At 67.8% G+C, this 22,630-nt stretch carries 16 protein-coding genes and 2 pseudogenes; 9 read left to right on the top strand and 9 right to left on the bottom strand.

Features of this window, described 5'->3' with window-relative positions; translation table 11 throughout:
• The 5 genes and pseudogenes from HOP12_16020 to HOP12_16040 all read left to right on the top strand — a co-directional run.
• The coding region (locus HOP12_16020; protein NOT35649.1) for a LytTR family transcriptional regulator at positions 1–373 on the top strand (373 nt) is incomplete at its 5' end.
• Between the two features lie 221 nt (positions 374–594).
• Complete coding sequence (gene kdpF / locus HOP12_16025; protein ID NOT35650.1) at positions 595–684, top strand: K(+)-transporting ATPase subunit F; 90 nt, start codon at positions 595–597, stop codon at positions 682–684.
• Positions 684–1,037 (top strand): annotated as a pseudogene (locus HOP12_16030) (hypothetical protein). The gene kdpF and the pseudogene HOP12_16030 overlap by 1 nt, the downstream one beginning before the upstream one ends.
• A gap of 134 nt (positions 1,038–1,171) precedes the next feature.
• A complete protein-coding gene (gene acnA / locus HOP12_16035) occupies positions 1,172–3,886 on the top strand; it encodes an aconitate hydratase AcnA (protein ID NOT35651.1) in 2,715 nt (904 codons plus the stop codon).
• A gap of 2 nt (positions 3,887–3,888) precedes the next feature.
• Positions 3,889–4,881, top strand: a complete 993-nt coding sequence (locus HOP12_16040; protein ID NOT35652.1) for an aldo/keto reductase — start codon at positions 3,889–3,891, stop codon at positions 4,879–4,881.
• Positions 4,882–4,891: 10 nt separating this feature from the next.
• Here HOP12_16040 and HOP12_16045 read toward each other — a convergent pair.
• Positions 4,892–6,382: pseudogene (locus HOP12_16045) on the bottom strand (ATP-dependent DNA helicase RecQ).
• A 219-nt stretch (positions 6,383–6,601) separates the two neighbouring features.
• Here HOP12_16045 and HOP12_16050 point away from each other — a divergent pair.
• Positions 6,602–7,468, top strand: a complete 867-nt coding sequence (locus tag HOP12_16050; protein NOT35653.1) for a phosphatase PAP2 family protein — start codon at positions 6,602–6,604, stop codon at positions 7,466–7,468.
• A 45-nt stretch (positions 7,469–7,513) separates the two neighbouring features.
• Here the strand turns inward: HOP12_16050 and HOP12_16055 are convergent, their stop codons facing one another.
• On the bottom strand, positions 7,514–9,571 hold the full coding sequence (locus HOP12_16055) for a hypothetical protein (protein NOT35654.1): 2,058 nt from the start codon (positions 9,569–9,571) through the stop codon (positions 7,514–7,516).
• Between the two features lie 276 nt (positions 9,572–9,847).
• Here HOP12_16055 and HOP12_16060 point away from each other — a divergent pair, with 276 nt between their 5' ends.
• The gene (locus HOP12_16060) at positions 9,848–13,168 is read left to right on the top strand and encodes a CHAT domain-containing protein (protein NOT35655.1); all 3,321 of its coding nucleotides are present in this window, start codon (positions 9,848–9,850) and stop codon (positions 13,166–13,168) included.
• A 31-nt stretch (positions 13,169–13,199) separates the two neighbouring features.
• On the opposite strand, the gene HOP12_16065 is transcribed toward HOP12_16060, so the two are convergent.
• From HOP12_16065 to HOP12_16075, 3 genes are all read right to left on the bottom strand, one after another.
• A complete protein-coding gene (locus tag HOP12_16065) occupies positions 13,200–16,481 on the bottom strand; it encodes a DUF11 domain-containing protein (protein ID NOT35656.1) in 3,282 nt (1,093 codons plus the stop codon).
• A gap of 113 nt (positions 16,482–16,594) precedes the next feature.
• Positions 16,595–17,464 carry a DUF4384 domain-containing protein gene (locus HOP12_16070; GenBank protein ID NOT35657.1) on the bottom strand — a complete coding sequence of 290 codons (870 nt, stop codon included), beginning with the start codon at positions 17,462–17,464 and terminating at the stop codon, positions 16,595–16,597.
• 31 nt (positions 17,465–17,495) lie between these two features.
• On the bottom strand, positions 17,496–18,146 hold the full coding sequence (locus HOP12_16075) for a sigma-70 family RNA polymerase sigma factor (protein ID NOT35658.1): 651 nt from the start codon (positions 18,144–18,146) through the stop codon (positions 17,496–17,498).
• A gap of 445 nt (positions 18,147–18,591) precedes the next feature.
• On the opposite strand from HOP12_16075, the gene HOP12_16080 reads away from it, so the two are divergent.
• Positions 18,592–19,056: a TerB family tellurite resistance protein gene (locus HOP12_16080; GenBank protein ID NOT35659.1), complete on the top strand. Its 465-nt coding sequence runs from the start codon at positions 18,592–18,594 to the stop codon at positions 19,054–19,056.
• A gap of 90 nt (positions 19,057–19,146) precedes the next feature.
• On the opposite strand, the gene HOP12_16085 is transcribed toward HOP12_16080, so the two are convergent.
• Entirely contained in the window at positions 19,147–19,359 is a 213-nt protein-coding gene (locus HOP12_16085; GenBank protein ID NOT35660.1) for a DUF3185 domain-containing protein, read from the bottom strand.
• A gap of 37 nt (positions 19,360–19,396) precedes the next feature.
• Complete coding sequence (locus HOP12_16090) at positions 19,397–19,546, bottom strand: lmo0937 family membrane protein (GenBank protein ID NOT35661.1); 150 nt, start codon at positions 19,544–19,546, stop codon at positions 19,397–19,399.
• Between the two features lie 416 nt (positions 19,547–19,962).
• On the opposite strand from HOP12_16090, the gene HOP12_16095 reads away from it, so the two are divergent.
• The gene (locus tag HOP12_16095; protein NOT35662.1) at positions 19,963–20,430 is read left to right on the top strand and encodes a ferritin-like domain-containing protein; all 468 of its coding nucleotides are present in this window, start codon (positions 19,963–19,965) and stop codon (positions 20,428–20,430) included.
• A 50-nt stretch (positions 20,431–20,480) separates the two neighbouring features.
• On the opposite strand, the gene HOP12_16100 is transcribed toward HOP12_16095, so the two are convergent.
• On the bottom strand, positions 20,481–21,041 hold the full coding sequence (locus tag HOP12_16100) for a hypothetical protein (GenBank protein NOT35663.1): 561 nt from the start codon (positions 21,039–21,041) through the stop codon (positions 20,481–20,483).
• A gap of 135 nt (positions 21,042–21,176) precedes the next feature.
• A complete protein-coding gene (locus HOP12_16105) occupies positions 21,177–22,610 on the bottom strand; it encodes a DUF2083 domain-containing protein (protein ID NOT35664.1) in 1,434 nt (477 codons plus the stop codon).
• Positions 22,611–22,630 lie beyond the last annotated feature (20 nt).

Raw genomic sequence — 22,630 nt, forward strand, 5'->3', positions numbered from 1 at the left:
GCGTCCGGTGGGGCGCGCGATTGCCGCCACCGCGCGCCCCACCGGACGCTTCGTCGAACGCATCATCATTCGCGACGGCGGGGCGGTTCAGGTCATTCCGGTCGACGCGATCGACTACATCGAGGCGCAGGACGACTACGTCGCGATTCACGCGGCGGGGAAGACGTGGCTCAAGCCCGAGCCGCTCGGCGAGCTGGCGGAGTCGCTGGACCCTGCGCGGTTCGTGCGCGTACACCGCTCGTTCGTGCTGCAGGTCGATCGACTCGCGCGACTCGAGCTCTACGCCAAGGACAGCCGCATGGCGGTGCTCAAGGATGGGCGCCAGATTCCCGTGAGCCGCGCCGGCTACGCGCGACTCCAGGAGCTGATGTAGCCGCGATCGCGGCGTTCGAGCCCCGATCCTGATGCGTTCCTGATGCGCGCCGCCGCTCTCCCTTCGCGCGCCTGACGCACTTCCGCGCTCTCATCAGCGGGCGCCACGAATCGGCGCGACGGAGGAACTCATGGATGCGCTGTGGCTCCTGCTGGTGGTTCTGTGCTTCGCGTTTGCGCGGGTGCTGGTTCGCCTGTGCGATCGCCTGATGTGAGGACTGAATGAATCCGCTCTACGTCATCGGGGCGCTGATTGCGCTCGTCCTGCTCGCGTACCTGGTCGCCTCGCTGCTCAAGCCGGAGCGTTTCTGATGAGCGCGCTGGATTGGACCCAGGTCGTGATCGCTGTGCTCGCGATGCTCGAGATCGGTGACGTTCGCATCGATCTCGCGCATCGACGCATCACGCGCGCGGGCAGCGACGTGCGACTCACCCCGATCGAGTACCGGCTGCTCTCGGAGCTGGTGCGCCTCGTCGGGCGGGTGCTGACGCACGAGCATCTGCTCCGTGAGGTGTGAGGGCCGACGCACATCCGCCAGCACCACTACCTGCGGGTCTACATGGCACAGTTGCGGCAGAAGCTCGAGGCCGATCCTTCGCGGCCCCGCCTGCTCGTCACCGAGCCGGGCGTCGGCTACCGGCTGGACGCCGGGGAGTCGCAGTGAACGCCTCATGCGGGTCGTCGGACGGCCGATACTCGGACGGGGTGCTATAGTCACCACCGTTCACTGGGGACCCTGTGCGTCCCCCAGTTCTTCCCGACGGCCCTGTGTGCCGTCGCTACCGGAAAGGACGCGACATGAACGTCCCTGCACGTGATCCGTTGGGCGCCCGCTTCGAACTCTCCACCCCGCGCGGCCCGGTCACGATCCACCGCCTCGACCGCGTCGCCGAACGATTCGGCATCACGCTCGAACGGCTGCCGTTCTCGATCCGCATCTTGATCGAATCCGCGCTCCGCAATTGCGACGAATACCAGGTGTCGTCGGCCGATGTGGAGCGTCTCGCGCGCTGGTCGCCGACCGCGACCGAACCGGTCGAGATCCCGTTCAAGCCCGCGCGCGTGATCCTTCAGGACTTCACGGGAGTGCCGTGCGTGGTCGATCTCGCCGCCATGCGCGACGCCGTGCAGCGGCTCGGCGCCGACGCGCGACGGATCAACCCGCTGGTGCCGGTCGACCTGGTGATCGATCACTCGGTGCAGGTCGACGTGTTCGGCAGTTCGCTGGCGCTCGAGAAGAACGCCGAGATCGAGTTCGAACGCAATCGCGAGCGCTACGAGTTTCTGCGCTGGGGGCAGAAGGCGTTCTCCAACTTTCGCGTGGTGCCACCCGCGACCGGCATCGTTCACCAGGTGAACCTCGAGTACCTCGCGCAGGGCGTCATGACGAGTCCGACGGCGGACGGCGGCGTCGTGGCGTACCCCGACACGCTGGTCGGCACCGATTCGCACACCACCATGATCAACGGGCTCGGCGTGGTGGGATGGGGCGTCGGAGGCATCGAAGCCGAGGCGGTGATGCTCGGCCAGCCGCTCTACCTGGTGATGCCGCAGGTGGTCGGTTTCAAGCTGAGCGGTCGCTTGCGCGAGGGGGTGACCGCGACCGATCTGGTGCTGGTCGTCACCCAGATGCTTCGCAAGAAGGGCGTGGTCGACAAGTTCGTCGAGTTCTTCGGCCCCGGGCTCTCGAGCATGGGCATCGCCGATCGCGCCACGATCGCGAACATGGCACCCGAATACGGCGCGACGATCGGCTACTTCCCGGTCGACGCCGAGACGCTCCGCTACTTCGAGCGCACCAATCGCAGCGATCAGGCGCAACTCGTCGAGGCCTACTACAAAGCGCAGGGGCTGTTCCGAACCGACGCGACGCCGGATCCCGAGTTCAGCGACACGCTCGAACTCGATCTGGCGCAGGTCGAGCCGAGTCTCGCGGGGCCCAAGCGCCCGCAGGACCGCGTCGCGTTGCGCGACATGAAGAGCGCCTTCCGCAAAGGCCTGACGACCTCGGTCAAAGAGCGCGGCTACGGCCTCGGCGAGAGCGATCTCGCTCGCACCGTCGCGATCGGTTCGAACGGTGATCCTGCCGTTCTCGCACACGGTTCCGTGGTGATCGCCGCCATCACTTCGTGCACGAACACCTCGAATCCGTCGGTCATGATTGGTGCGGGTCTGGTCGCGAAGAAAGCGGCCGCACTGGGGTTGAAGCCCAGGAGCTACGTGAAGACGAGTCTGGCGCCCGGGAGCAAAGTGGTGACGCGCTACCTGGAAGCCGCAGGGCTGCTCGCGCCGCTCGAAGCAGTCGGCTTCGACGTGGTCGGCTACGGCTGCACGACCTGTATCGGAAACTCGGGGCCACTCGCCGAGCCGATCGCGCAGGCGATCACGCAGGGCAATCTGGTTGCGGCGGCCGTGCTGTCGGGCAATCGAAACTTCGAGGGCCGCGTCAATCCGCACACGCGCGCGAACTATCTGGCGTCTCCGCCGCTGGTGGTGGCGTACGCGCTCGCCGGCACGGTCGACATCGACTTCGAGACCGAGCCGCTCGGCACCTCGCGCGACGGGAAGCCGGTGTTCCTGCGCGATGTGTGGCCGAGCCAGCAGGAGATCGTGACCACCCTGGCTGCGGCGCTCAAGCCCGAACAGTTCCGTGAGGAATACGGCAACGTGTTCGACGGCAATCCGCGTTGGAACGAGATCCCGGTCGCGGGCGGCGATCGCTATCGCTGGGACGCGACCAGCACCTACATCCACGAGCCGCCGTTCTTCTCGACGTTCGGTCTCGAGCCCGCGCCGGTCGCGGACATCGCGGGAGCACGCGTGCTGGTGATGGTCGGCGACTCGGTGACCACCGATCACATCTCGCCCGCCGGCGACATCGCGCTCGACAGTCCAGCCGGCCGGTGGCTCAAGGCGCAGGGCGTCGAGAAGAAGGACTTCAACTCCTACGGCTCGCGGCGCGGCAATGATCTGGTGATGGTGCGTGGAACGTTCGCGAACATCCGGCTCAAGAACCTGCTGGTGCCGGGCAGCGAAGGCAACGTCACCGAGCATCTGCCGTCGGGCGAGAAGCTGGCGATCTTCGATGCCAGCGAGAAGTACCGCGCGACCGCGACTCCGCTGCTGGTGCTGGCCGGCAAGGAGTACGGCTCCGGTTCATCGCGCGACTGGGCCGCCAAGGGCACCCTGCTGCTGGGTGTGCGCGCGGTGCTGGCCGAGAGCTACGAGCGCATCCATCGCTCGAACCTGGTCGGCATGGGCGTGCTGCCGCTTCAGTACGAGGCCGGACACACCGCTGAATCGCTCGGACTGACCGGACGCGAGACCTTCGATGTCGGAGGACTCGGCGGCCGGCTCGAGCCGCGGCAGAAGGTCAAGGTCCGTGCCGCGCGTGAGGACGGCTCGGTGCTCGAGTTCAATGCGATCGCGCGCCTCGACACCCCGGTCGACGTCGACTACTACAAGAACGGCGGCATCCTGCAGACGGTGCTGCGCGGCCTGGTGAGGAGCTGACCATGCGAATGCGAGCACTCGGAACGCAGGGCCTGGTGGTATCGGAGATCGGACTCGGCTGCATGGGCATGACCTACGCCTACGGGCCCGCCGACGAAGCCGAGGCGATCGCCACGGTTCATCGCGCGATCGAACTCGGCTGCACGTTTCTCGATACCGCTGAGATCTACGGACCTCACACCAATGAACTGCTGCTCGGCAAGGCGCTCAAGGGGCGTCGCGACCAGGTGACCCTCGCGACCAAGTTCGGCTTTCGGATCGGCGAGGACGGCCGGCCCGCGGGGCTCGACTCGAGCGCCGCGAACGTGAAGCGAGCGTGCGAAGCGTCGCTCAAGCGACTCGGCACCGACCACGTGGAGTTGTACTACCAGCATCGAGTCGACCCCGAGGTGCCGATCGAAGAGACCGTCACCGCCATGGCCGATCTGGTCCGCGAGGGCAAGGTGCGCTACCTGGGCTTGAGCGAAGCGGGGCCCGCGAACCTGCGGCGCGCGAGCCGGGTGCATCCGATCTCGGCGCTCCAGAGCGAATACTCGCTGTGGACGCGCGACCCCGAGGACGGCGTGCTCGCGACCTGCCGCGAACTCGGCATCGGACTCGTGGCCTACAGCCCGCTCGGGCGCGGATTCCTGACCGGCACGCTGCGGAGTCCCGACGATCTTCCCGACACCGACTGGCGCCGCACGCACCCGCGCTTTCAGGCCGAGTCCATGGAGCTGAACGCGGCCCTTGCAGCGAGCGTGGAGGAGCTCGCCGCGAAGAAGGGTTGCGCCGCATCGCAGCTCGCGCTCGCGTGGGTGATGTCGCGCGGCCCGGACATCGTGCCGATCCCGGGCACCAAGCGTCGCAAGTGGCTCGAGGAGAACCTGGGCGCCGCGGACGTGACGCTGACCGTGGCAGATCTCGAGTGGCTCGACGAGCGCGTCCCGAAGGGCGCGGCGGTGGGCGAGCGCTACACCGAGGCCATGCTCAAGGCGGTCGATACGGCGCGGTAACGTTTCCGGGTCAACCGAGCCGCGCCAATTCCCCCAGGAACTCCGCCCCATACCGCGCGAGCTTGGCCGGGCCGACGCCGGGGATCGCGAGCAATTCGACCGCGTCCTTGGGCTTCCTCACCGCCATCGCGCGCAGCACCGCGTCACTGAACACGATGTAGGCGGGCACGCCTTCGCCGTCGGCGAGACGCTTGCGGAGTGCTCGCAGCCGCTCAAAGGTCTCGGCGGCGGTCGGATCGAAGTCCGCGGCCAGCAGCTCGCGCATCGAGCCCGCGCCGCTCGCCGAGGAGCGCGTGCGCGCTCGCGGTCCCGCTTCGATCAGCGACTCGACGCCGATGCCGCGGCACAGGTCGCAGCTCGATTCGCACGGCGCGATCCTCTCCTCGAAGTAGCCGACCAGTCGCTGGTGCCGGCAACCGCCGCCGTCGACGAGCCGAAACAGCTCGACGGTCTTGCGGCGCGTCTCCTCGCGCACTTCGGAATCCTGAACGTCCGACAGGAACGCGTCGTAGCCGATCACGTCGGCCCACGAGTACATGAGGACGCAGTCGCTCTCGAGTCCGTCGCGTCCGGCGCGGCCGATCTCCTGATACCACGCCTCGATGCTGCGCGGCATGTCGCGATGGATCACGAACCGCACGTTGCTTTTGTCGATCCCCATGCCGAATGCGACGGTGGCGACGATCACGTCCACCTCGTCACGTGCGAACGCGTCCTGGTGGCGCGAGCGATCGGCGTCCGAGAGCCCGGCATGGTAGGGGAGCGCACGCACCCCGTGATCGCGCAGGAACTCGGTGGTGCTCTCGACCATCTTGCGGCTCAGGCAGTAAACGATGCCGCTCTCACCTTCGTGGCGCCGCGCGATGCCGACGATGTCGTCGCGAGTGGTGCGCCCGGCGCCTTTCTTCTGCACGGTGATGCGCAGGTTCGGGCGGAAGAACGAACCCTTGAAGCCCTCGGGCTTGCGCATGCCGAGCTGGCGGATGATGTCGCCCGCCACCCGTCGCGTCGCCGTGGCGGTGAGCGCCAGCACCGGCACGTCACCGAGCTGCTCCTTCAGGCCCTGGAGCTTGCGATAGGCGGGCCTGAAATCGTGGCCCCACTGACTGATGCAGTGCGCCTCGTCGACGACCACCAGGCGGATGCCGCACTCGGCGATGATGTCGCGCAGCGAACCCTCGAGTCCTTCGGGCGCGACGTAGAGCAGTTCCAGCTCGCCGCGACGCAGCGCGCCGAGCCGCCGCCGCCGCTCCTCGAAATCGATCGTCGAGTTGAGCACCGCAGCCTTGAAGCCGAAGCGCGTGAGCGCGTCGACCTGGTCCTTCATGAGCGAGATGAGCGGCGAGATCACCAGCACCGGTCCCGGCAGGAGGCGCGCCGGGATCTGGAACGTGAGCGACTTTCCGGCGCCGGTCGGCATCACCGCGATGCAGTCGCGGCCGCGCATCACCGCGTCGATTACGTGGCGCTGACCGGGTCGGAACTCCGGGTAGCCGAACACGCGCTCCAGGACCTGTTGCGGATCGCTGAGTCGCGGAGTGTCAGGCGAGAGGGAGGCAGGTTCGAGCAAGGTCCCTCCGTGGACGGCGGCGCGTGAACGAGGTCCGGAACCATAGCGGATGCGCGATTCGCGTGCAGGCGCGCGCGCGGTGTCGGTCGCGGTAGGATGCCGGCTCGCTGCGTGATCGGTTTGCGTTCACGACTTTGGAGGTGCTTCGTCATGGTGCGGGTTCGTGGTGCGAGTTGGCTCGTGATGCTTGCGCTGATGTCGTGTGCTCCTGCCGCGGTCAGTCTGGCGGCGGAGGCGGTGGCGACGCCCGACTCGGCGCCCGAACGTCCGGCGGATCACGCGCTGCATCCGATTCAGGACGTCGGCAACGGCCTGCGGGCGTTCGGCTCCGACGCCTGGTCGATTGCCTCGTCACCCGCGCGAATCAACCGGCGCGCCGTGCTGTGGATCGCCGGCACCGCGGCCGTGACCGCCGTGATCTACAACCACGACGAAGCGATCACGCGTGCGGCGCTGCGCAATCAGGGCGACCCGACCTACGACGCGGTGCTCGATGTCGGCTACTCACTCGAGTCGCTGGGGCTGATGGGTAAGACCGCGCCGTTCTACCTGGGGGCGCTCGGGATCGGTTACGCGTTTCGTGTCGAACCCCTCACGGTCATTCCTGCGCAGATTCTCGAGTCGCATCTGATCGCTGGCGGGGTTCGCAATCTGTCCAAGCTGTTCATCGGGCGGCGGCGGCCGTTCGAGAATCAGGGCCCGGAGGCATTCGAGTTCGACGGCGGCACATCGTTTCCTTCCGGACACACTTCGGTGGTGTTCGAGCTCGCGACCATCCTCTCGCACCACGCGAATCGATGGCCGGTGACCGTCGCGACCTATGCGCTTGCGACCACCGTCGCGATCCAGCGCGTCGATTCGCGCAGCCACTGGGCGTCCGACGTCGTGGTTCCCGCCGTGACCGGTACGCTGATCGCGCGCACGATCGTTCGACGACATGACGCGCGGGCGATGGCGCTGGTCCCGACTGTCTCGGCAAACGGCGCGCCCGGACTCAAGGCATCGTTCGGCTTCTGACCCGGCCACGTACGGCCCGAAGGTGGCGAGCGCGACTCGCCCGGATCAATGGACCAGTACGACGCGGCGGACTCCGGCGGGCGCTCCATCGATCTCGAGCCGGCAGTAGTAGACGCCGGCCGGCGGTGCATCGCCGAGCGCTTCTCGTAGCGACCAGCGCACGCGATGCGTGCCCTTCGGAAGCGGTCCGAGCTCCAGCGACCCGACGCGACGACCCTGAACGTTCAGCAGCATGAGCGCGGCGCGTCCCGGCCGCTCGAGATCGACTGCGAACTCGACTTCATTGCGGGTCGGCGTTGGCGTGGCGGGTCCGAGGCGGAGATTCGCGGCTCCGCCGGGCGTCACGCCCGCCACCGGAGCCGGCGCGAATTCGATGCGACCGTCGCGAAGCACCTTCATCCGCCGGCTGCGAAGCAGCCCGGGCCGCAGGGGGCCGAGCTCGGGATTGATCAGCGAGTCCACGATCTGCGGAACGCCGCCACGACTCGGATAGCTGATCGCGAGTGCGTAGCGTCCCTCGCCGGCGCCCCCGAACGTCACGGCGTACTCGTTCTGCGACAGATACGCGTTCTGCCCGCTGACGACACGGGTCTGGACCGCGCCCGGTCCGCCGTCCAGACGCGTCAGTCGCACCGTGGCGCCGTGTGCGGTCAGGAATCCGGATGAGTCGACCACGGTGACCTCCAGGTATCCGTCCGCCGGTTCCGGCAGTTGCTGCGCCAGGTTCTGATAGAGCCGCCGATCCCAGACGCTCACGACGAAGTCGGGGTCCCCGTCGCGATCGACGTCGGCCCACGAGGACTGGTCGCTGCTGACGCCGAGCTGACGGAACCCCAAGTCTTCGCTGAAGTGGCCGAGCCCGTCGTTCAGCAGCAGGTGCGACCCCTGATCGAAGTCCATCACCAGCAGATCGAGATCACCGTCGCCTTCGACGTCCGACCAGCTGTCGCCCCAGGCCATCGGATAGGAGGGGAGTCCCGCGAGCGCGGTGATCTCCGGCGACTTCGGGTCATCGAGTCGAAACAGGCGCGGGCCCTCGGCCGTTCGCAGATAGAGTTCAAGGTCGCCGTCCGAGTCGACATCGACGAAGCAGGTGCCCTCGTCGAACGCCTCGGGTAGCCCGCGCTCCGCCCGCACGTCCTTGAACTTACCGGTGCCGTCGTTCAGGAACAGGTGACTGGCGCAGTAGAGATCGAGCGAACCGTCGCCGTCGATGTCCGCAGCCGTCGCGCCTTCAGGCTTCAGGTGCTCGGGAGTCGCGAACAGGTCGACCCCGGCCTGGACTCCGAGCTCCTCGAAGGTCCCATTGCCCAGGTTGCGAAAGAGAAAGCTTCGAAACGGCGGCACGTGTCCGTAATAGGGCGTGAAGAGGTCCGGCCAGCCATCGCCGTCGAAGTCGCCCCACACCGCGGTCTCGCCGAATCCGGGTTCCGCGATTCCGAGCGTCAGCGCGACCTCGTCGAATTCGCCCCCGCCACGGTTGCGAAGCAGCAGGGCGCGGCTGTGCGGTGCGTAGTCGACCGAATAGGGGAGCACCACGAGATCGGGGAAGCCATTGCGGTCGTAGTCGCACCAGCTCGCACCGTGATAGTTGCCGGCCTCGAGGAAGGCACCGAAGCCTTCGATCTCCTGGAAGCCCATCCCGGGCCCGCCGCTGGCGGGGGGAAGATCCTGCCATCCGTCGGAATTCATGTCGCTCCAGGCGAGCGGAAGGCTGCCGAACGGATAGTTCTCGAACCCGGTGGGGACGTAGGCGAACCGAGTCCGCTCGTCGTTCGAGATCATTCCGAAGGCAAGCGAGTCGGCGATCTCGGCGCCGGCCGCACCGAGCAGGCGAACGCGCAGGACCTCGTTGCCCTCGAGCAGCGAATCGCCCATCACCAGCACGAACAGGCGCCCGGTGAACTCGCCGGCGGCGAGCGAGGCTTCGCCAGTCACCGCGACGTAGTCCGCGTCTGCGGCGCGCGCGGTCCCGTCCTCGGTACGGAACTGCACCCGCACTTCGACGTCGGCGGGCGGCTCGATCGCGAGTGCGAACCACAACGTGTCTGCGCCGGCGTCTCCCTCTCGCATGCTCGCGTCGCCGATCGAGAGTTGCGGCATCGGCCGCTTCGGCCGAGCAATCGAATCGTCGGATTGGACGAACGTCCAACCGATCGCGATTCCGCAGGCGGCGAGGACGAGCCTCACGCCGCGTGAGGCAGCTCCAGGTCCGAGCAGGGGGTCCCTCCACGAATGAAGCACGGCTGAACGTACCGACACCGGGTGAGTCACCCGGCCGATCACGGTCGCGCGCATGATAGGCGCAGTTCGCGAACCGAGCGAGCCGCGAGCGCGCAAGTGTTAGGCTGACGGCCCCATCGACCGCCTGGAGTGTGCATGTCCCCATCGCCCGTTCCGCACCCACCCTCGGATCTGGCATCGCGCGCGTCGCGAGTGCTGAGCTTCGCGCTCGCACTCGGCCTCGCATGGGCGAATCCGTGCTCGGCACTCGAGCGCGAGCGTTTCTGGGAGACCTGGAACGATCTGTCGGACCTCGCCACCCGTTCGCCTGACTCGGCGCACGCTCAGATCCAGCTCCGACTCGCCGCCGAACCGCTCGATGTGCCCGCGCTGGTGCTGCGAGCCAAGCTCGCGGCCTCGGACTCGACCGCCGCCGAGTCCCTGCTCGCCCGCACGCGCGCCGAGACCAGCGACGTCGCGGTCAATGTCGCTCGCGGCACCACGCTCGTCGTGCTCGGACGTTCGACCGCGGGCCGCCTCGCGTGGGCGCGAGCGCGGCGCGGCTACGTGGCGCTCGGTCGACTCTCGGAAGCCGCGCAGACGGCGGTGCACGAGGCATTGCTCGATCGCGCCGGTCGCGGCGACCCGAGCGACCCGGCGCTCGCGATCGCCGAGAGCCTCGGACTCGTCGCGCGCGAGCCCGAGATCGTGATGTGCGCGCGCACGCTGTCCGGTACGCGCTGGCAGCAGCGCGATACTCGCAGAGCACTCGCCGTGCTGCAGCAGGCGGTGGCTCTGGCACCGGCAACCGGCCCCTGCTACATGGGCGCCGAGGCCGAGCGGCAGCTCGCGGTCGCTTTCAAATCGCTCGGCAAGCTCGACTCGGCGCGGGTGCACTACCAGCGCGGCGTCGCGATTGCGCGCGGCCTCGGGCGAGCGGAGCTGAACGCCCGCTGCCTGCACGGTCTCGGAACCACGCTCGAGGCCGAGGCCCGCGTTCCGGAGGCGGAGCAGATCTATCGCGAAGCACTCGCGATGATGCCGCTCGACGAGCATCGGGCGCGCGCGAATCTGCTCGGGCAGCTCGGCAAGCTGTTCCTGTCGGCGAAGCGTTACGACGAAGCGCGCGCACACTTCGCCGAGTCCAACCTCATCTACGATCGCTACGCGCCACGCGCCGAAGGGCACGTTCTCAATCTGCAGCACCTCGGACAGATCGAGACCTCGAGCGGCGACTTCGACGCGGCGCGCGAACACTTCGAACGCGCGGTGGCCGAGTCGCGCGACTTCGGACTCCCGCGACTCCAGGGTGCGATCCTGAGCGATCTGGCGGGGCTCGCGCTCCAGTCCGGTGACGACACGCGGGCCGAGCGACTGTTCGAGGAAGCGCTCGTGGTCGAACGCAAGCTGGGCCGCGAACGGTTCGTCGCCCATCTGTTGTGTGCACGCGCCGGCCTTCAGCTCGAACGCGGCCGCGCGGCGGTCGCGCTGACCGAAGCGAGGGAAGCCGCGGCACGCCTGGCCGTCGCGGAGCCCGCCGGGGTGCCGAGCGCCAATGCGCTGATCGTGCGCGCGCTGCTCGAGCTCTCGCGCATCGAGGAAGCCGGGCTGGTTGCCGACTCCGCGTGGCGCTTCGCCGAGGCGCGCGGCGACTCGGCGCTGATGGCGAGCGCATGGGAACTGGACGCCGAGGTGCAGCTCGCTGCGGGTCGTCCGCAGGCGGCGCTCGCCGCACTCGCGCGCGCGTTGCCGGTCGCCCGCCGATTGAACGCACGCGAGCTCATGACGCGACTGCTCGAGCGGCAGGGCCGCGCGCTGCTCGCCGCCGGCGAGCCGGCGCGCGCGATCGCTCCGTTCGAGGAGGCGATCGAACTGCAGGAGCTGGCGCAGTTCTCGCTGCGCAGCGGTGAGGAACGCAGCCAGATCCAGACTCTGTGGCAGGAACTCTACGTACAACTCGCGCTCGCCTATCGCCGCGCCGGGCGCGGCGCCGAAGCGTTTCGCGTCGTCGACCGAAGTCGCGCTCGTGGGTTGCGCGAACGACTCGAGCAGGAACTGCCGGCGCCGCGCCGCGGCGCCCCCGACGCCGTGCTGCGCGAAGTGGATGCGGCACGCGCCGCGCTCGAAGACGCACAGCGCCGGCTCACGGCGCAGTACGCGCTGGCGCCCGCCGATCGATCGGCGGGATTGCGTGCGCTCGAGAGCCGCTGCGCGTCGCTTCGCGAGCGCTTCGCCGAGGCACAATTGCGCCTCGAGCGCGCCGCGCCGGGCTACGCGCGCACGTCGGGGCTCGCACGATCGCTGGGCGTTGCAGACTTGAGACGACGACTCGGTGCAAACGAAACGATGCTGGCGTATCTGATCGGAATCGAGCGCGGGCTGGTGTTCGTCGTGACTCCGCAGACGCTGGTGGTGCGGGAGATCGACGCAGGCGAGGCGCAGCTCGATCGCGAAGTCGACTCGCTGGTCGCCGCGCTGTCGTCGGGCTCGGACGACCGGTGGCGCGAGCCTGCGTTGCGCCTCGGAGCGCAGCTGGTGCCCGAAGCGGCGTGGATTGGAAGCGGGCGTCTGCTGGTGACCGCAGACGGGCCCTTGCATCGACTGCCATTCGAGGTCCTGCGCGTGGGGACTCGTGGCAGCGAGCGCTGCCTGATCGAGCGCCGAGCCGTCGTGCTCGGCGCTTCACCGAGTCTGTTCTTCGACGACGCGCCGCGCGCCGCATCGCGCAGCCCGAGGCTGGCGGCGTTCGGCGATCCGGATGTCTCGCCGCTCGATCAGCAGGCGATGCGGCGTGGGATGGATCGCGATCTCGCGTTTGCGGTCGGACGGCTTCCGAACGCGCGCCGCGAGGTGCAGGGAATCGCCCGGCACTTTCCGGGGGCTCGCACCTACGTGGGGGCGGCCGCCACCGAGTCGCAGGTGCTGCGCGAGATCGAACGATGCCAGGTGTTGCACGTCGCCGCGCACGGTTTCGTCGATGCGCGACGCCCGCGTTTCTCGGGACTCGTGCTGGCGCGTGATTCCGCGGCGGCGGGGGACGGGCTGTTGCAGGCCTACGAGGTGATTGCGCGCCACGGCGATCTGGAACTCGTCACGCTGTCCGCGTGCGAGACCGGGCGCGGCACCGTGCAACGGGGTGAGGGACTGCTGGGTCTCGCGCGCGCGTTTCGAATCGCCGGCGCCCGCAATCTGCTGGTGAGCCTGTGGCAGGTCGACGATGCGGCGACCGCCGACTTCATGCTGGCGTTCTACGATCGGCTCGCGCGTGGCGAGCCCGCAGCCGAGGCGCTCGCCACGGTCAAGCGCGCGATGCTCGCGGGCATCGAGGCGGCAAGCGCGAGCGGCGCATCGCGCGGTGTGACGCGTATGGCGGCCCCGGCTCAGAGGCGCCACCCGGCCTACTGGGCGCCGTTCGTGCTGCAAGGCGTCGCGGGGGCGCCCCGAACTGCGCGCGCCCCCGCCACTCCGCTTCGCTGAGCTTGCCGCCGCGGCTCCGCGGCGGATGCGCTCAGCGAGTCAGCACCACCTGCACGCGCCGCGTTGCGCCATCGCTCGAGAGTCGCGCGAAGTAGACGCCGGCCCGCACCGAGCGTCCGCCCTCGTCGAGCCCGTTCCAGCTCACCGTGTGATTGCCCGCCGGGTACTCGCCGTTCGCCAGCGTGCGGATGCGGCGGCCCTGCGAATCGAACAGCTCGAGAGTGGCCCGGGTGGCGCGCGGAAGAGTGAACTGGAGCGAGGTCGCGTCACGCGCCGGATTGGGGATCGCGCCGGCGAGCGCCAGCTCGTGGCGAGCGACACTCGCGGTCGTGCCTCCGATTCCGGTGGTGGTGTGCCCGACCCAGTTCAGATCGATGTTCGAGAGATCGTCGGGGATCAGTTCGACCGTCGAACCGGAGCTGCGGCGCAGTGCTCCGAACTGGTCTGCGTACGTTCCCAGGTAGACGTCCTGATTGGGCGCGACGGCGAGGCCCGGCATGCCGTACTGCCAGTTGAAGTAGGGCTGCAGGTTGATCAGCGTCGAGAACACGCCGGTGTCGCGCACCACTTTCATGAGGTTGCGCGGCGCGACCGCCGAGCTCGGTGTGCTGGTGGTCAGCCAGCTGCCGTCGAGGTCGAACGTGAGTCCGTTGAGCGAGCCGCCACCGGGCGGCAGGTAGCGCTGATAGGCGGCCGGATTCGCGGGATTGATGCGCATCAGCGACGAACTGGTGTTGGCTCCGATGATGCCGTCGGGGCTCACGACCACGCGACTGGGGATTCCAAGCGTCTGCGGACTGGTGTCGTTGAGGATGAACGAGACGGTTCCGGTCGCCGGATCGTAGCGGCGCATCCGCAGTCCGAGTCCGCTCTGGTAGCCCGCGAACACCAGCGTGTGGTCGCGAGGATCCTCGGCAACGTCGAATGGCGTGTCCATGCCGAGCGTGGTGGCGAATGACGGCGGCAGGATCGCGAACGAGAGCTGATAGGGATTGAGGCGGAAGCAGGGCTGGCCCGCCACCCAGATGGTGCCGTCGGCGGTGCGTCCCATGCCGCGCGAGTTTTCGAACACCCCGCACAGCAGCGACTGCCACACCGCGGTGGCCGTGGTGTCCCGGAATCTCAGTCCGCTCGAGTTGTGAAGCGTGAGCAGGTGATTGGCGGGCGGTACCGGGACCGCAAGCACGGCAAGCTCGGTGAGCAACGCGTTCGTGCATGCACCGTAGCTCGCAAGCGCCTCCAGACTCGCTTTGCAGGCGCTGGCGCTCATGCGGGTTCGGAAGCGAATCACGACGCTGTCGTTGGCGGCCGGCTGCCCGCTCCACGAAATGGTGCGCGTGGTCGAATTCCACACCGTCCCGGCCGGAACGCTGCCGAGGAACGGCGGGGTCGAGATGGCGGGCAGTTCCGGCGGCAGATCGATCGTGATCGATGACGCCGGCCCCACGGAGGACGAGTTGTTGTAGAAGCGCACCTCCAGATCGACGGTCGCCCCCGGCCGGCACGCGATCATGCGGTTCACGTCGGGTGCGCCCCACCACTGAACGGGCCCATGAGTCGAACTCTCGAGCGAGATCCGGAACGGCGACGGCGCAACCGCAAAACTCTGAGTCACGCTCGCAGACGCCATGATCGATGAACACGGGTTACGCATGATGACGCCGATCCCACGGTTCATCGCCTCGGTGGTCGCCTGGGTGCTGCGGCACTGCTTGATCGCCGTCTCGTAGATCACGTCGAGCGTCGAGCCCGACGGTACGTTGCCCTTCCAGCTGAGGCTCGTCGGTGTCGAAAGCACGTAGCCTCCGCCCTGGTTCACGATCTGCGCGATTTCGGACGAGGTTCCGGCCTGCAGCGTGAAGGAGAGGCTGTCGAAGTTCGTCGCGCTCGAGTTGCCGATGCGGACCGTATGACGAACGCGATCACCGGTCTGAAGCGGAGTCGGTGCGAGCGCCGAAGAGATCAGTGTGAGCGAAAGCCCGGCGGTGTTCGGTAGCACCAGCGTGGTGGTGATCGGCGGCGCGCCGATCACGGTGCCGCCCGGCAAACCGGTGATCGAGTAGGTGTTGTTGGAGAACGAGGATCCGAAGCATCCGACTTGCACCCTGAGCGTTCGCGTGGTCTGAGCGCCCGCACCCAGCGTTCCCAGCGTCCAGGTCACGGTCTGGGTGCTCGCACTATAAGTGCCGCCACCGGACGCCGAGACGAACGTGACGCCCGACGGCACCCGGTCGATCATCGTGACCGAGCTCGACGCGAGCGCGCCGGTGTTGCGTGCGGTGAGCGTGTAGTCGTAGAACGTGCCGGGCACCGCGGTCGCGGGGCCCGCGAGCGAGACCTCGAGTACCGCGATCGGACACGCCGCGTCCTGGCAGGTCACTCCCTGCTGCCAGGTGCCCGTGCAGTCCCCCTGATGCGTTTGCTGGCACCCCTCGCTCGAGCAGCACGCGCCGTAGGGCTCGCTCGGAACCGAGCAATCCACGTAGAGCACCGGGGCGCCCACGATGGGGCCGAACGGACTCCCGGTCCGATAGACGACCACGCGGTTCGGCGTTCCGTTCTCGACGTACGCCGCCGGGCTGTTGGCGCGCGCGGGTCCCGGGATCGACGCCTGGCCGATCCACGCCGGGCACAGCTCGACCGGCGAATAGTGCGCACCGTTGATTCCGCTCACGTCGTTCGGAACCGAAGCCATGGTCCCGGACTGCGAGAAGGAAGACGGATTGATCGGATAGGTGTACTCGCCGGCCGAGCGGCCGTGCTCGCCGGTGACGAGATTCCACCACAACAGATGCCCGCTGCTACCCGTCGAGGTCTTGCCTTCATAGAACACCGCGGTGCGGTACACGGGATTCGCGGCGCGGTCATCGAAGGCGGTGTAGAGGAGGCAGCGCAACTGGTTGTTGGAGCCGAGGGAGATCAGATCGGAATCGTCGGCGGGGATCCGGTACACGCGGATCTCGATCGGTACGGCGTCGTCGCAATTCGTCTCGCTGCCGTGGACCGCGACCATCGCCGTTCGTGAGGGAGACAGGAACAGGCGCCACGTTTCGTCGATCCCGTTGGGTACGGCATGGTGCGTGTCGCCATTGTCGTCGAGGCTGCTGCCGTCGACATCGATCCACAGCGGCTTGAGCGGATTCGCCGGGCTCGACTGAATGACGACCCCGCCGGCCGGCGGCAACTGCTCGTTCACGAACGGTCCCAGCCCCTGGGCCCACACCGCCGTGAACGAGACGCAGATGAAGCCAGCGACCAGCATCGCCCTCGTGGCGCACGAACGAATCAGACCGAATCCGCCAGACCAACGCATGAAACACCTCCCGCGCGGCAAACAGTGGCCCGCTCGAGCAGCGGGTCGCTTCACACGGGTTCAACACGCGGTGGCGGCGCGAAATGGTTTCAGCCGTCGGAGCGAACTGCCGATCAGCGATCGCGCGGCTCCGCGTGCGAGACCGTGATCTCGCTCACCGAATCGGCGTGCCGTTCCAGCAGGTCGCGCGCCGCGTGCAGCCGCGCAGCGCGATCCGTCGCCGCGCCGGTCGAACGGGCGAGTTCGGCCTGCAGGCTCGTCAGGTCGGGGGCTGGATCCCGCAGTGCTCCGGCGAGAAACGTCTCGCGACCGGGAGGATCCGAGAGCGTCCAGATCTCGGCGGAGACCGAGTCCGGGAGCACCACGTCGCCGGCGGCAAAACGGCGCGCGGGCACGCCGATCGCCGGGTACAGCAGCTCGGCGGTTCCGGCTTCGTCGAGCGCGAACACGATCGGAGTCCCCGGAGCGGTCAGGCGAAAACGCAGGTGAAACGCGTCACCGGTGTGAAACTCGGCGGCGTTCGCACCGCGCATCAGGGAAGCGTGCGCGACCGCCAGCGACTCGATGCGCGGAATCGAATGCCGTTCGCGCCCCGGGCCCGCCATGAAAACGACCGCCAGCGCGGCAGCCGCCGCCGCGGGAACCAGCCAGACCCAGCGGGGAAGCCGGCGCGGAGTGCGCGCTCCGTTCGATGCCTGGCTCGCCGGCCGGAAGCGCTGACGTTCGATCGGCGGCGCCAGCAGCTCCACCAGCCGATTCGCGCTGAGCTGCTCGGCCTCGGCGTCGGCTCCGATGAGCTCCAGCGGTTCGACCGGGAGCTGACCGGTCGAAAACGCACGGGACTCGCGGTCGCGCAGCGCCTGCAGCATCGTCCGGCAGTTCGCGCACTCCGACAGATGCGTGTCTATTGCGGCACGCTCCGAAGCGTCCGATTCTTCATAGGCGAGCACCCGCTCGCGCCACGCCACGTGGTCAGATCTCATGGGGTTCCATGGCGGTCAACACGGCGACACTCTAGTGCGAAGTTGCATCGAGCGCGTCTCCCGCCTCGAGCCGCCAGCGGCGAGCCAGACACTCCCGCAGGCTGATGCGGCCGCGCCGGATCCAGGTCTTGATGGTGCTCAGGGGGGAGCTCAGCGAAGCCGCGACCTCTTCGTAAGGCAGATCCACGAGCAACAGCAGCTCGAGCGCGCGGCGGTGATCGGAATTCGACAACCCCTCGAGGCAGCGCTCGATGTCGGCCCGCAGCTCGACGCGCTCGAATTCGCGTGCCGGATCGCCTGCCCCGAACGGCGCGAGATCCGGAAGCGCATCGAGGTCGGGCTCGGCTTCGTTTCGCGCCGCGTCGCGACGTGCGCGCCGCAGTTGATCGAGCACCAGGAAGTAGGCGCGCTTTCGAAACCAGGACCAGAACCCGCCTGGGTGTCGCAGCACGAAGCGGCCCTCGCGCACGTCTTCGAGAATGCGCAGCAGCGCGACGTGAGTCCATTCCTCGCGCAGGTCCGGATCGGGTGTGAGGCGTGTCGCGAACGCGTAGACCGCTCGATGCGCTCCTCGCACGAAGCGCTCGACCCACTGCGCGTCGTTGGCCGAGAGCCCGGTCACCAGGCGCGCTTCGTCGCGAAGCAGTGATTCGTCGAGACCTCGCTCCGGATCACGGCTCATGCGCGGAACCGTAAGCGATGAGTTCCGCGGGTGCCAGCGCGACACGCGGTGCGGAGAGGGCGACGACGCGCGGTGCGTCGGGACCGACGCGACGGCGAGAAAATGGGCTCCGGTTCAGGATCGAACCGGAGCCCAGAAGCTTTCGGTGTCGAAGGCGTTGGGTTCCCCGCGAACGGGGCTCCCGGTGCGCCAAGCACCCCGAGAACCCTTACGAGGACGCCACCTCCACCGAACCCAAGCGATTACTGTCCAATGGATCACCTCCTTTTAAGGGCTCTCATTCGCGGAGGGACCCAACCCTCCCGATCCCGCAAGCCGCCCGAGCCGCCGGGACCGCGCGCGTCGAAACCGCGCGAACCATGGCAAGATTTAGAGGCCCGCGGGGCCGCATGTCAACTTGGAATTGTGCGGCGTGCTAGGCTGCGCGCCGCGAAAGGGGTTCCCGATGTTCGAAGCGCTCAAATCGCTGCTGACCCGCCGCGCGAGCATCAGCGAGTCCTCGAGCTCGGACGCAACTCGCCCGCTGCAGATCGCGGCCTGCGCATTGCTGCTCGAACTGGCGCACGCCGACGACGAGTTCACGCACGCCGAGCGCGAGCACATCACCGCCTCGCTGGTGCGCCACTTCGGACTCGCCGCGGACGAAGTGAGGGATCTGCTGGAGGTCGCCGAAGAGGCGCGTCGCGATTCCGTCGACCTGCACCAGTTCACGAGCGTCGTGGCGCGACACTACGACGAGGGACAGCGGGTGGTGCTGGCGGAACTGATGTGGCGCGTGGCGTACGCCGACGGTCACCTGTCGAGCCGGGAGGACTACCTCACGCAGAAATTCTCGCGCTTGCTCGATTTGCGACCGGGTTACCTGGCGGACGCGCGCGGCCGTGCAATGGCGAAGCCCGCCGGCGATTGACGCCGGGTCGCTGCCGCCAAACGAAACAGGGCCGGTCTCGAGTTGAGTCCAGCCCTGCCGCATCGTGTCTCGCAGAATTCGCGACGCCGATCAATCCTGTCGCCGCGAGATCAGCATCATCGTTACGCCCGCCACCACCGCGACGCCTCCCGCGATCGGAGGAATGGACACGTGCTTCTTGGTGTCCGCCGTCGCCTGGATGGGGCCGAGGTCAATCACCTTTTCGCGCTTCGTATAGCTGAAGCCCTGATAGGCGAGCGCGAGCACGCCCAGCACGACCAGGACTACTCCGATGGATCTCATACGACCCTCCTCGACGGCGTGAAGTACGGCGTCCCGTTCAAACCGGCTTGCGGCCCTGAATCACGCGAATCAGGACGGACGCGATGGCGAGCAGGAGCAGGATGTGGATGAAGCCTCCGAGCGTGTACGAGGTGGTGAGACCCAACACCCACAGCAGCGCGAGCACGACGGCGATGGTCCAAAGCATGGCTTGTTCTCCTTCCCGGGCGAGCATCGTGGGATGCGGACCCGATGCATTCGAGAGCGGTTTCCGCACGGACGGCGGGAGCGACCGCTGGCTCACGGAATCGTTCTCTCGATCCTCGTGATCGATCGAGCAGACGCCGGAGGAGAAGGCAGAGGGCGTGCCAGACCACGAATCCGCGGATGCTCGCTGGAATACCGCGCACTTACGGGACTTGCGCGTTCGAAGCGCGGCGATCGCTGCCGCCTGGCTCGCCCCGATTCTTACAATTGAACGGCACTTCTTACGCATCCTCGGTTGATCGATTCGCGCTCCTCTGGCGGCTCGAGGGGGACCTCCGGGGAACCTCGCTTGTCGAGCCGAGTGGATGCGCTAGGCTGCGCACCTCGACGCGTTTCTCCACGTGAACAGGAGCCTCCATGGCCAAGCCACCCGCCGTGCCCGCCGCCATCACCCGCAAACAGCTCATCGCAAATCTGAACGAAGATCTGGCGCGTGAGTATCAGGCGATCATCGCGTACGTCGTCTACTCGCAGGTGATCAAGGGCGCGGAGTACATGAACATCGCCGCCGAACTCGAAGTCCACGCCGGTGAGGAACTCCAGCACGCGATCACGCTCGCGAAGCAGATCGACTACCTGGGCGGAATGCCGAGCGTCACCGCGAAGCCGGTGAAGACCTCAACGAAGGCGAAGGACATGCTGCGCTTCGATCTCGACAACGAGACCGAGACGATCGGCCACTATCGTGAGCGCATCCGCCAGTGCGAGTCACTCGAGGAGTACGCCATGGCCGAGGAGCTCCGCACCATTCTCGTCCAGGAACAAGAGCACCAGATCGATCTCGCCACCGCGCTCGGCATCGAGATCCCGAGGCCGAAGCGCTGACGCTCGACGCTCCTGAGGCCACGATCGCCGGGAGTCGGCGACCGCGTCGCCTAGTTGGGCCACAGCCACCCGAACGTGCCGGCGGTCAGCAGTCCGAACACCAGTCCGTCGAACGTGTGCTTGAAGGTGGTGCTCCATTTGCGCTGGTGCCAGATCGATTCCTGCCACTGCGCCAGCGCGTAGGCGATGAACGAGGTCACGCCCGCAAAGCGAAACACCTCGAGGTATCGGGTTCCCGCTCCGACGGCGCGCCCGGTCACATAGGCGGCGATGACCGACACCCCGAGGCAGAACAGGAACCACACGAAGAGATTGCGCCCCATCGTGTAGCCGCCGCTCGGGAGCACGGTCATCAACACGACCGGCCCCTGCTTGAGCTTCGCTTTGTACGCAGGATCCTTCATGGCGTCCGGCGAGCCCGCGGAGGGCAGCATGTAGTCGCCGGCTGGAATCGAAAACTTGCGGAGCGCCTCCATCACCCCGTCCTCGGCGGGAACCTTGCCGAAGTTCGATCGGTGGTAGGGCAGCACCATGTGGATGATCGCGCTCGCGACGAACACGATCACGGCGGACACCAGGATCGGGAGCCACAACGACATCACGGTCACCATCGCGACCTCCTCATGTTTCGCGTTCGATTCCCGTACCGCACGGAACGCCGGACACTGTCCGAGGTTTCGGGGCGCCCGGCAACTCAGCGCTCGCGCGTGGCGCGCGATCCCACGCGCCGGAGGCTCCCGAGCCGCCTACTCGGAGGTCGGCGCGAAGAACGAAACGCCGCGCGTGTTCTCGTCGATGTTGAGCGGGCGCTGGATCGACGGAAACGCGCGGGCCCGACAATCGCGGCGTTCGCACAGCCGGCACGTGGTGCCGACCGGCACGATCGCGGCCGGGTTCGCGAGGTCGATCCCTTCGCTGTAGACGAGGCGCGGCGCGTGCTCGATCTCGCAGCCGAGCTCGATCGCGTAGAGGATCTCGGGGTCGTGGAAGCCGCCGCGATGCTTGCGGATCGTGCGCGAGACCGAAAAGAACGTGACGCCCTCGGGCTGACGTGAGATCTGGATGCGCAGGGAGTTCGGCTGCAGGTACGCGGCGTGCACGCTGCGCAGCGGGCACAGGCCTCCGAATCGCGGCAGCGTCACCGCGTTCGCGGTGAACTTCTTGGAGACGTTGCCGGCACGATCGGTGCGGACCATGAAGAACGGCACACCCTCGGCACCACTGCGCTGAAGCGTGCAGAGGCGGTGGCACACCTGCTCGAAGTTGACCCGGAAGCGATGCTGCAACAGGTCGAGGTCATAGCGCTCGTGCTCGGCGGCGCCGAGAAAGTCGGAGTAGGGCATGAGCAGCGCCGCGGCGAAGTAGTTCGCGAGCGTCACGCGACCCAGCACGCGCGACTCGTCCGAGGTCAGCGTCGCATCGCGCACGAAGCGATCGAGCGCCGCGGAGCATTGCAGCAGCCCGACCTGGTAGGCGAGCTGGAAGTTCCGCGAGCCACGCCGCAGCACCTCGGACAACATGAGTCGCTTCTTCTCGGCGTCGTATCGCCGCATCGCGCCGTTCATGTCGCCGACCCGCCGCACCTCGACCACCACGCCGTGCTGCTTCTCGAGGAATCGGCACAGGCCGGCGAACAGGTCCTCGCCCTGCACGGTGCCGTCGCGCGAGACCCGCTCCGCTTCGGCTTCCAGCTCGGGAAAGTGATTGCGATGGCGCTGGAGGAAGTCGGTCACCTGCTCGGAGGACAGCCCCGTCAGCTCCATTCCCGGAATGTCCTGCCGGTCCAGCACCTGCGCGGCCAGCGTCTGGGCCGAGGCATGCGCCGCGGAATAGGCGTGATGAAGCTGAACGACCGCGCGCGCGACTTCGGGCACGGTGACCGCGAATTCGCGAATCTCGTCCTCGGCGGGCGGCGACTCCGCGAACAAAGGGTCGGCGAACACCTCGGCCAGGTCGCTCGCGAGCCGCGGCTCGTCCCCGATCCCGATTTCCTTGAGGTCGAGCTCCAGAACGTGGGCCAGGCGCAGCAGAAGTGCGGCCGGCAACGGGCGGCGATCGTGTTCGATCAGGTTGAGGTAGGAGGCGGAGACCTGCAGGCGTTCTGCGAGGGCCGCTTGCGTGAGGCCGGACTTGAGGCGAACTGCACGCACCCGCCGTCCCATCGGGCTCGATTTGGGCATGCCACAGTTTACGGACTTAA

It is taken from the genome of Candidatus Eisenbacteria bacterium (assembly GCA_013140805.1).
Lineage (GTDB): Bacteria > Eisenbacteria > RBG-16-71-46 > RBG-16-71-46 > RBG-16-71-46 > JABFRW01.

Excerpts from the sequence above, each read along its gene's own strand:
- acnA (NOT35651.1), top strand. The coding sequence starts at position 1,172 with ATGAACGTCCCTGCACGTGATCCGTTGGGCGCCCGCTTCGAACTCTCC.
- HOP12_16090 (NOT35661.1), bottom strand. The coding sequence starts at position 19,546 with ATGCTTTGGACCATCGCCGTCGTGCTCGCGCTGCTGTGGGTGTTGGGT.
- HOP12_16105 (NOT35664.1), bottom strand. The coding sequence starts at position 22,610 with ATGCCCAAATCGAGCCCGATGGGACGGCGGGTGCGTGCAGTTCGCCTC.
- HOP12_16100 (NOT35663.1), bottom strand. The coding sequence starts at position 21,041 with ATGGTGACCGTGATGTCGTTGTGGCTCCCGATCCTGGTGTCCGCCGTG.
- HOP12_16050 (NOT35653.1), top strand. The coding sequence starts at position 6,602 with ATGGTGCGGGTTCGTGGTGCGAGTTGGCTCGTGATGCTTGCGCTGATG.
- kdpF (NOT35650.1), top strand. The coding sequence starts at position 595 with ATGAATCCGCTCTACGTCATCGGGGCGCTGATTGCGCTCGTCCTGCTC.
- HOP12_16085 (NOT35660.1), bottom strand. The coding sequence starts at position 19,359 with ATGAGATCCATCGGAGTAGTCCTGGTCGTGCTGGGCGTGCTCGCGCTC.
- HOP12_16065 (NOT35656.1), bottom strand. The coding sequence starts at position 16,481 with ATGCGTTGGTCTGGCGGATTCGGTCTGATTCGTTCGTGCGCCACGAGG.
- HOP12_16040 (NOT35652.1), top strand. The coding sequence starts at position 3,889 with ATGCGAATGCGAGCACTCGGAACGCAGGGCCTGGTGGTATCGGAGATC.
- HOP12_16055 (NOT35654.1), bottom strand. The coding sequence starts at position 9,571 with ATGCCGCAACTCTCGATCGGCGACGCGAGCATGCGAGAGGGAGACGCC.
- HOP12_16060 (NOT35655.1), top strand. The coding sequence starts at position 9,848 with ATGTCCCCATCGCCCGTTCCGCACCCACCCTCGGATCTGGCATCGCGC.
- HOP12_16075 (NOT35658.1), bottom strand. The coding sequence starts at position 18,146 with ATGAGCCGTGATCCGGAGCGAGGTCTCGACGAATCACTGCTTCGCGAC.
- HOP12_16070 (NOT35657.1), bottom strand. The coding sequence starts at position 17,464 with ATGAGATCTGACCACGTGGCGTGGCGCGAGCGGGTGCTCGCCTATGAA.
- HOP12_16080 (NOT35659.1), top strand. The coding sequence starts at position 18,592 with ATGTTCGAAGCGCTCAAATCGCTGCTGACCCGCCGCGCGAGCATCAGC.
- HOP12_16095 (NOT35662.1), top strand. The coding sequence starts at position 19,963 with ATGGCCAAGCCACCCGCCGTGCCCGCCGCCATCACCCGCAAACAGCTC.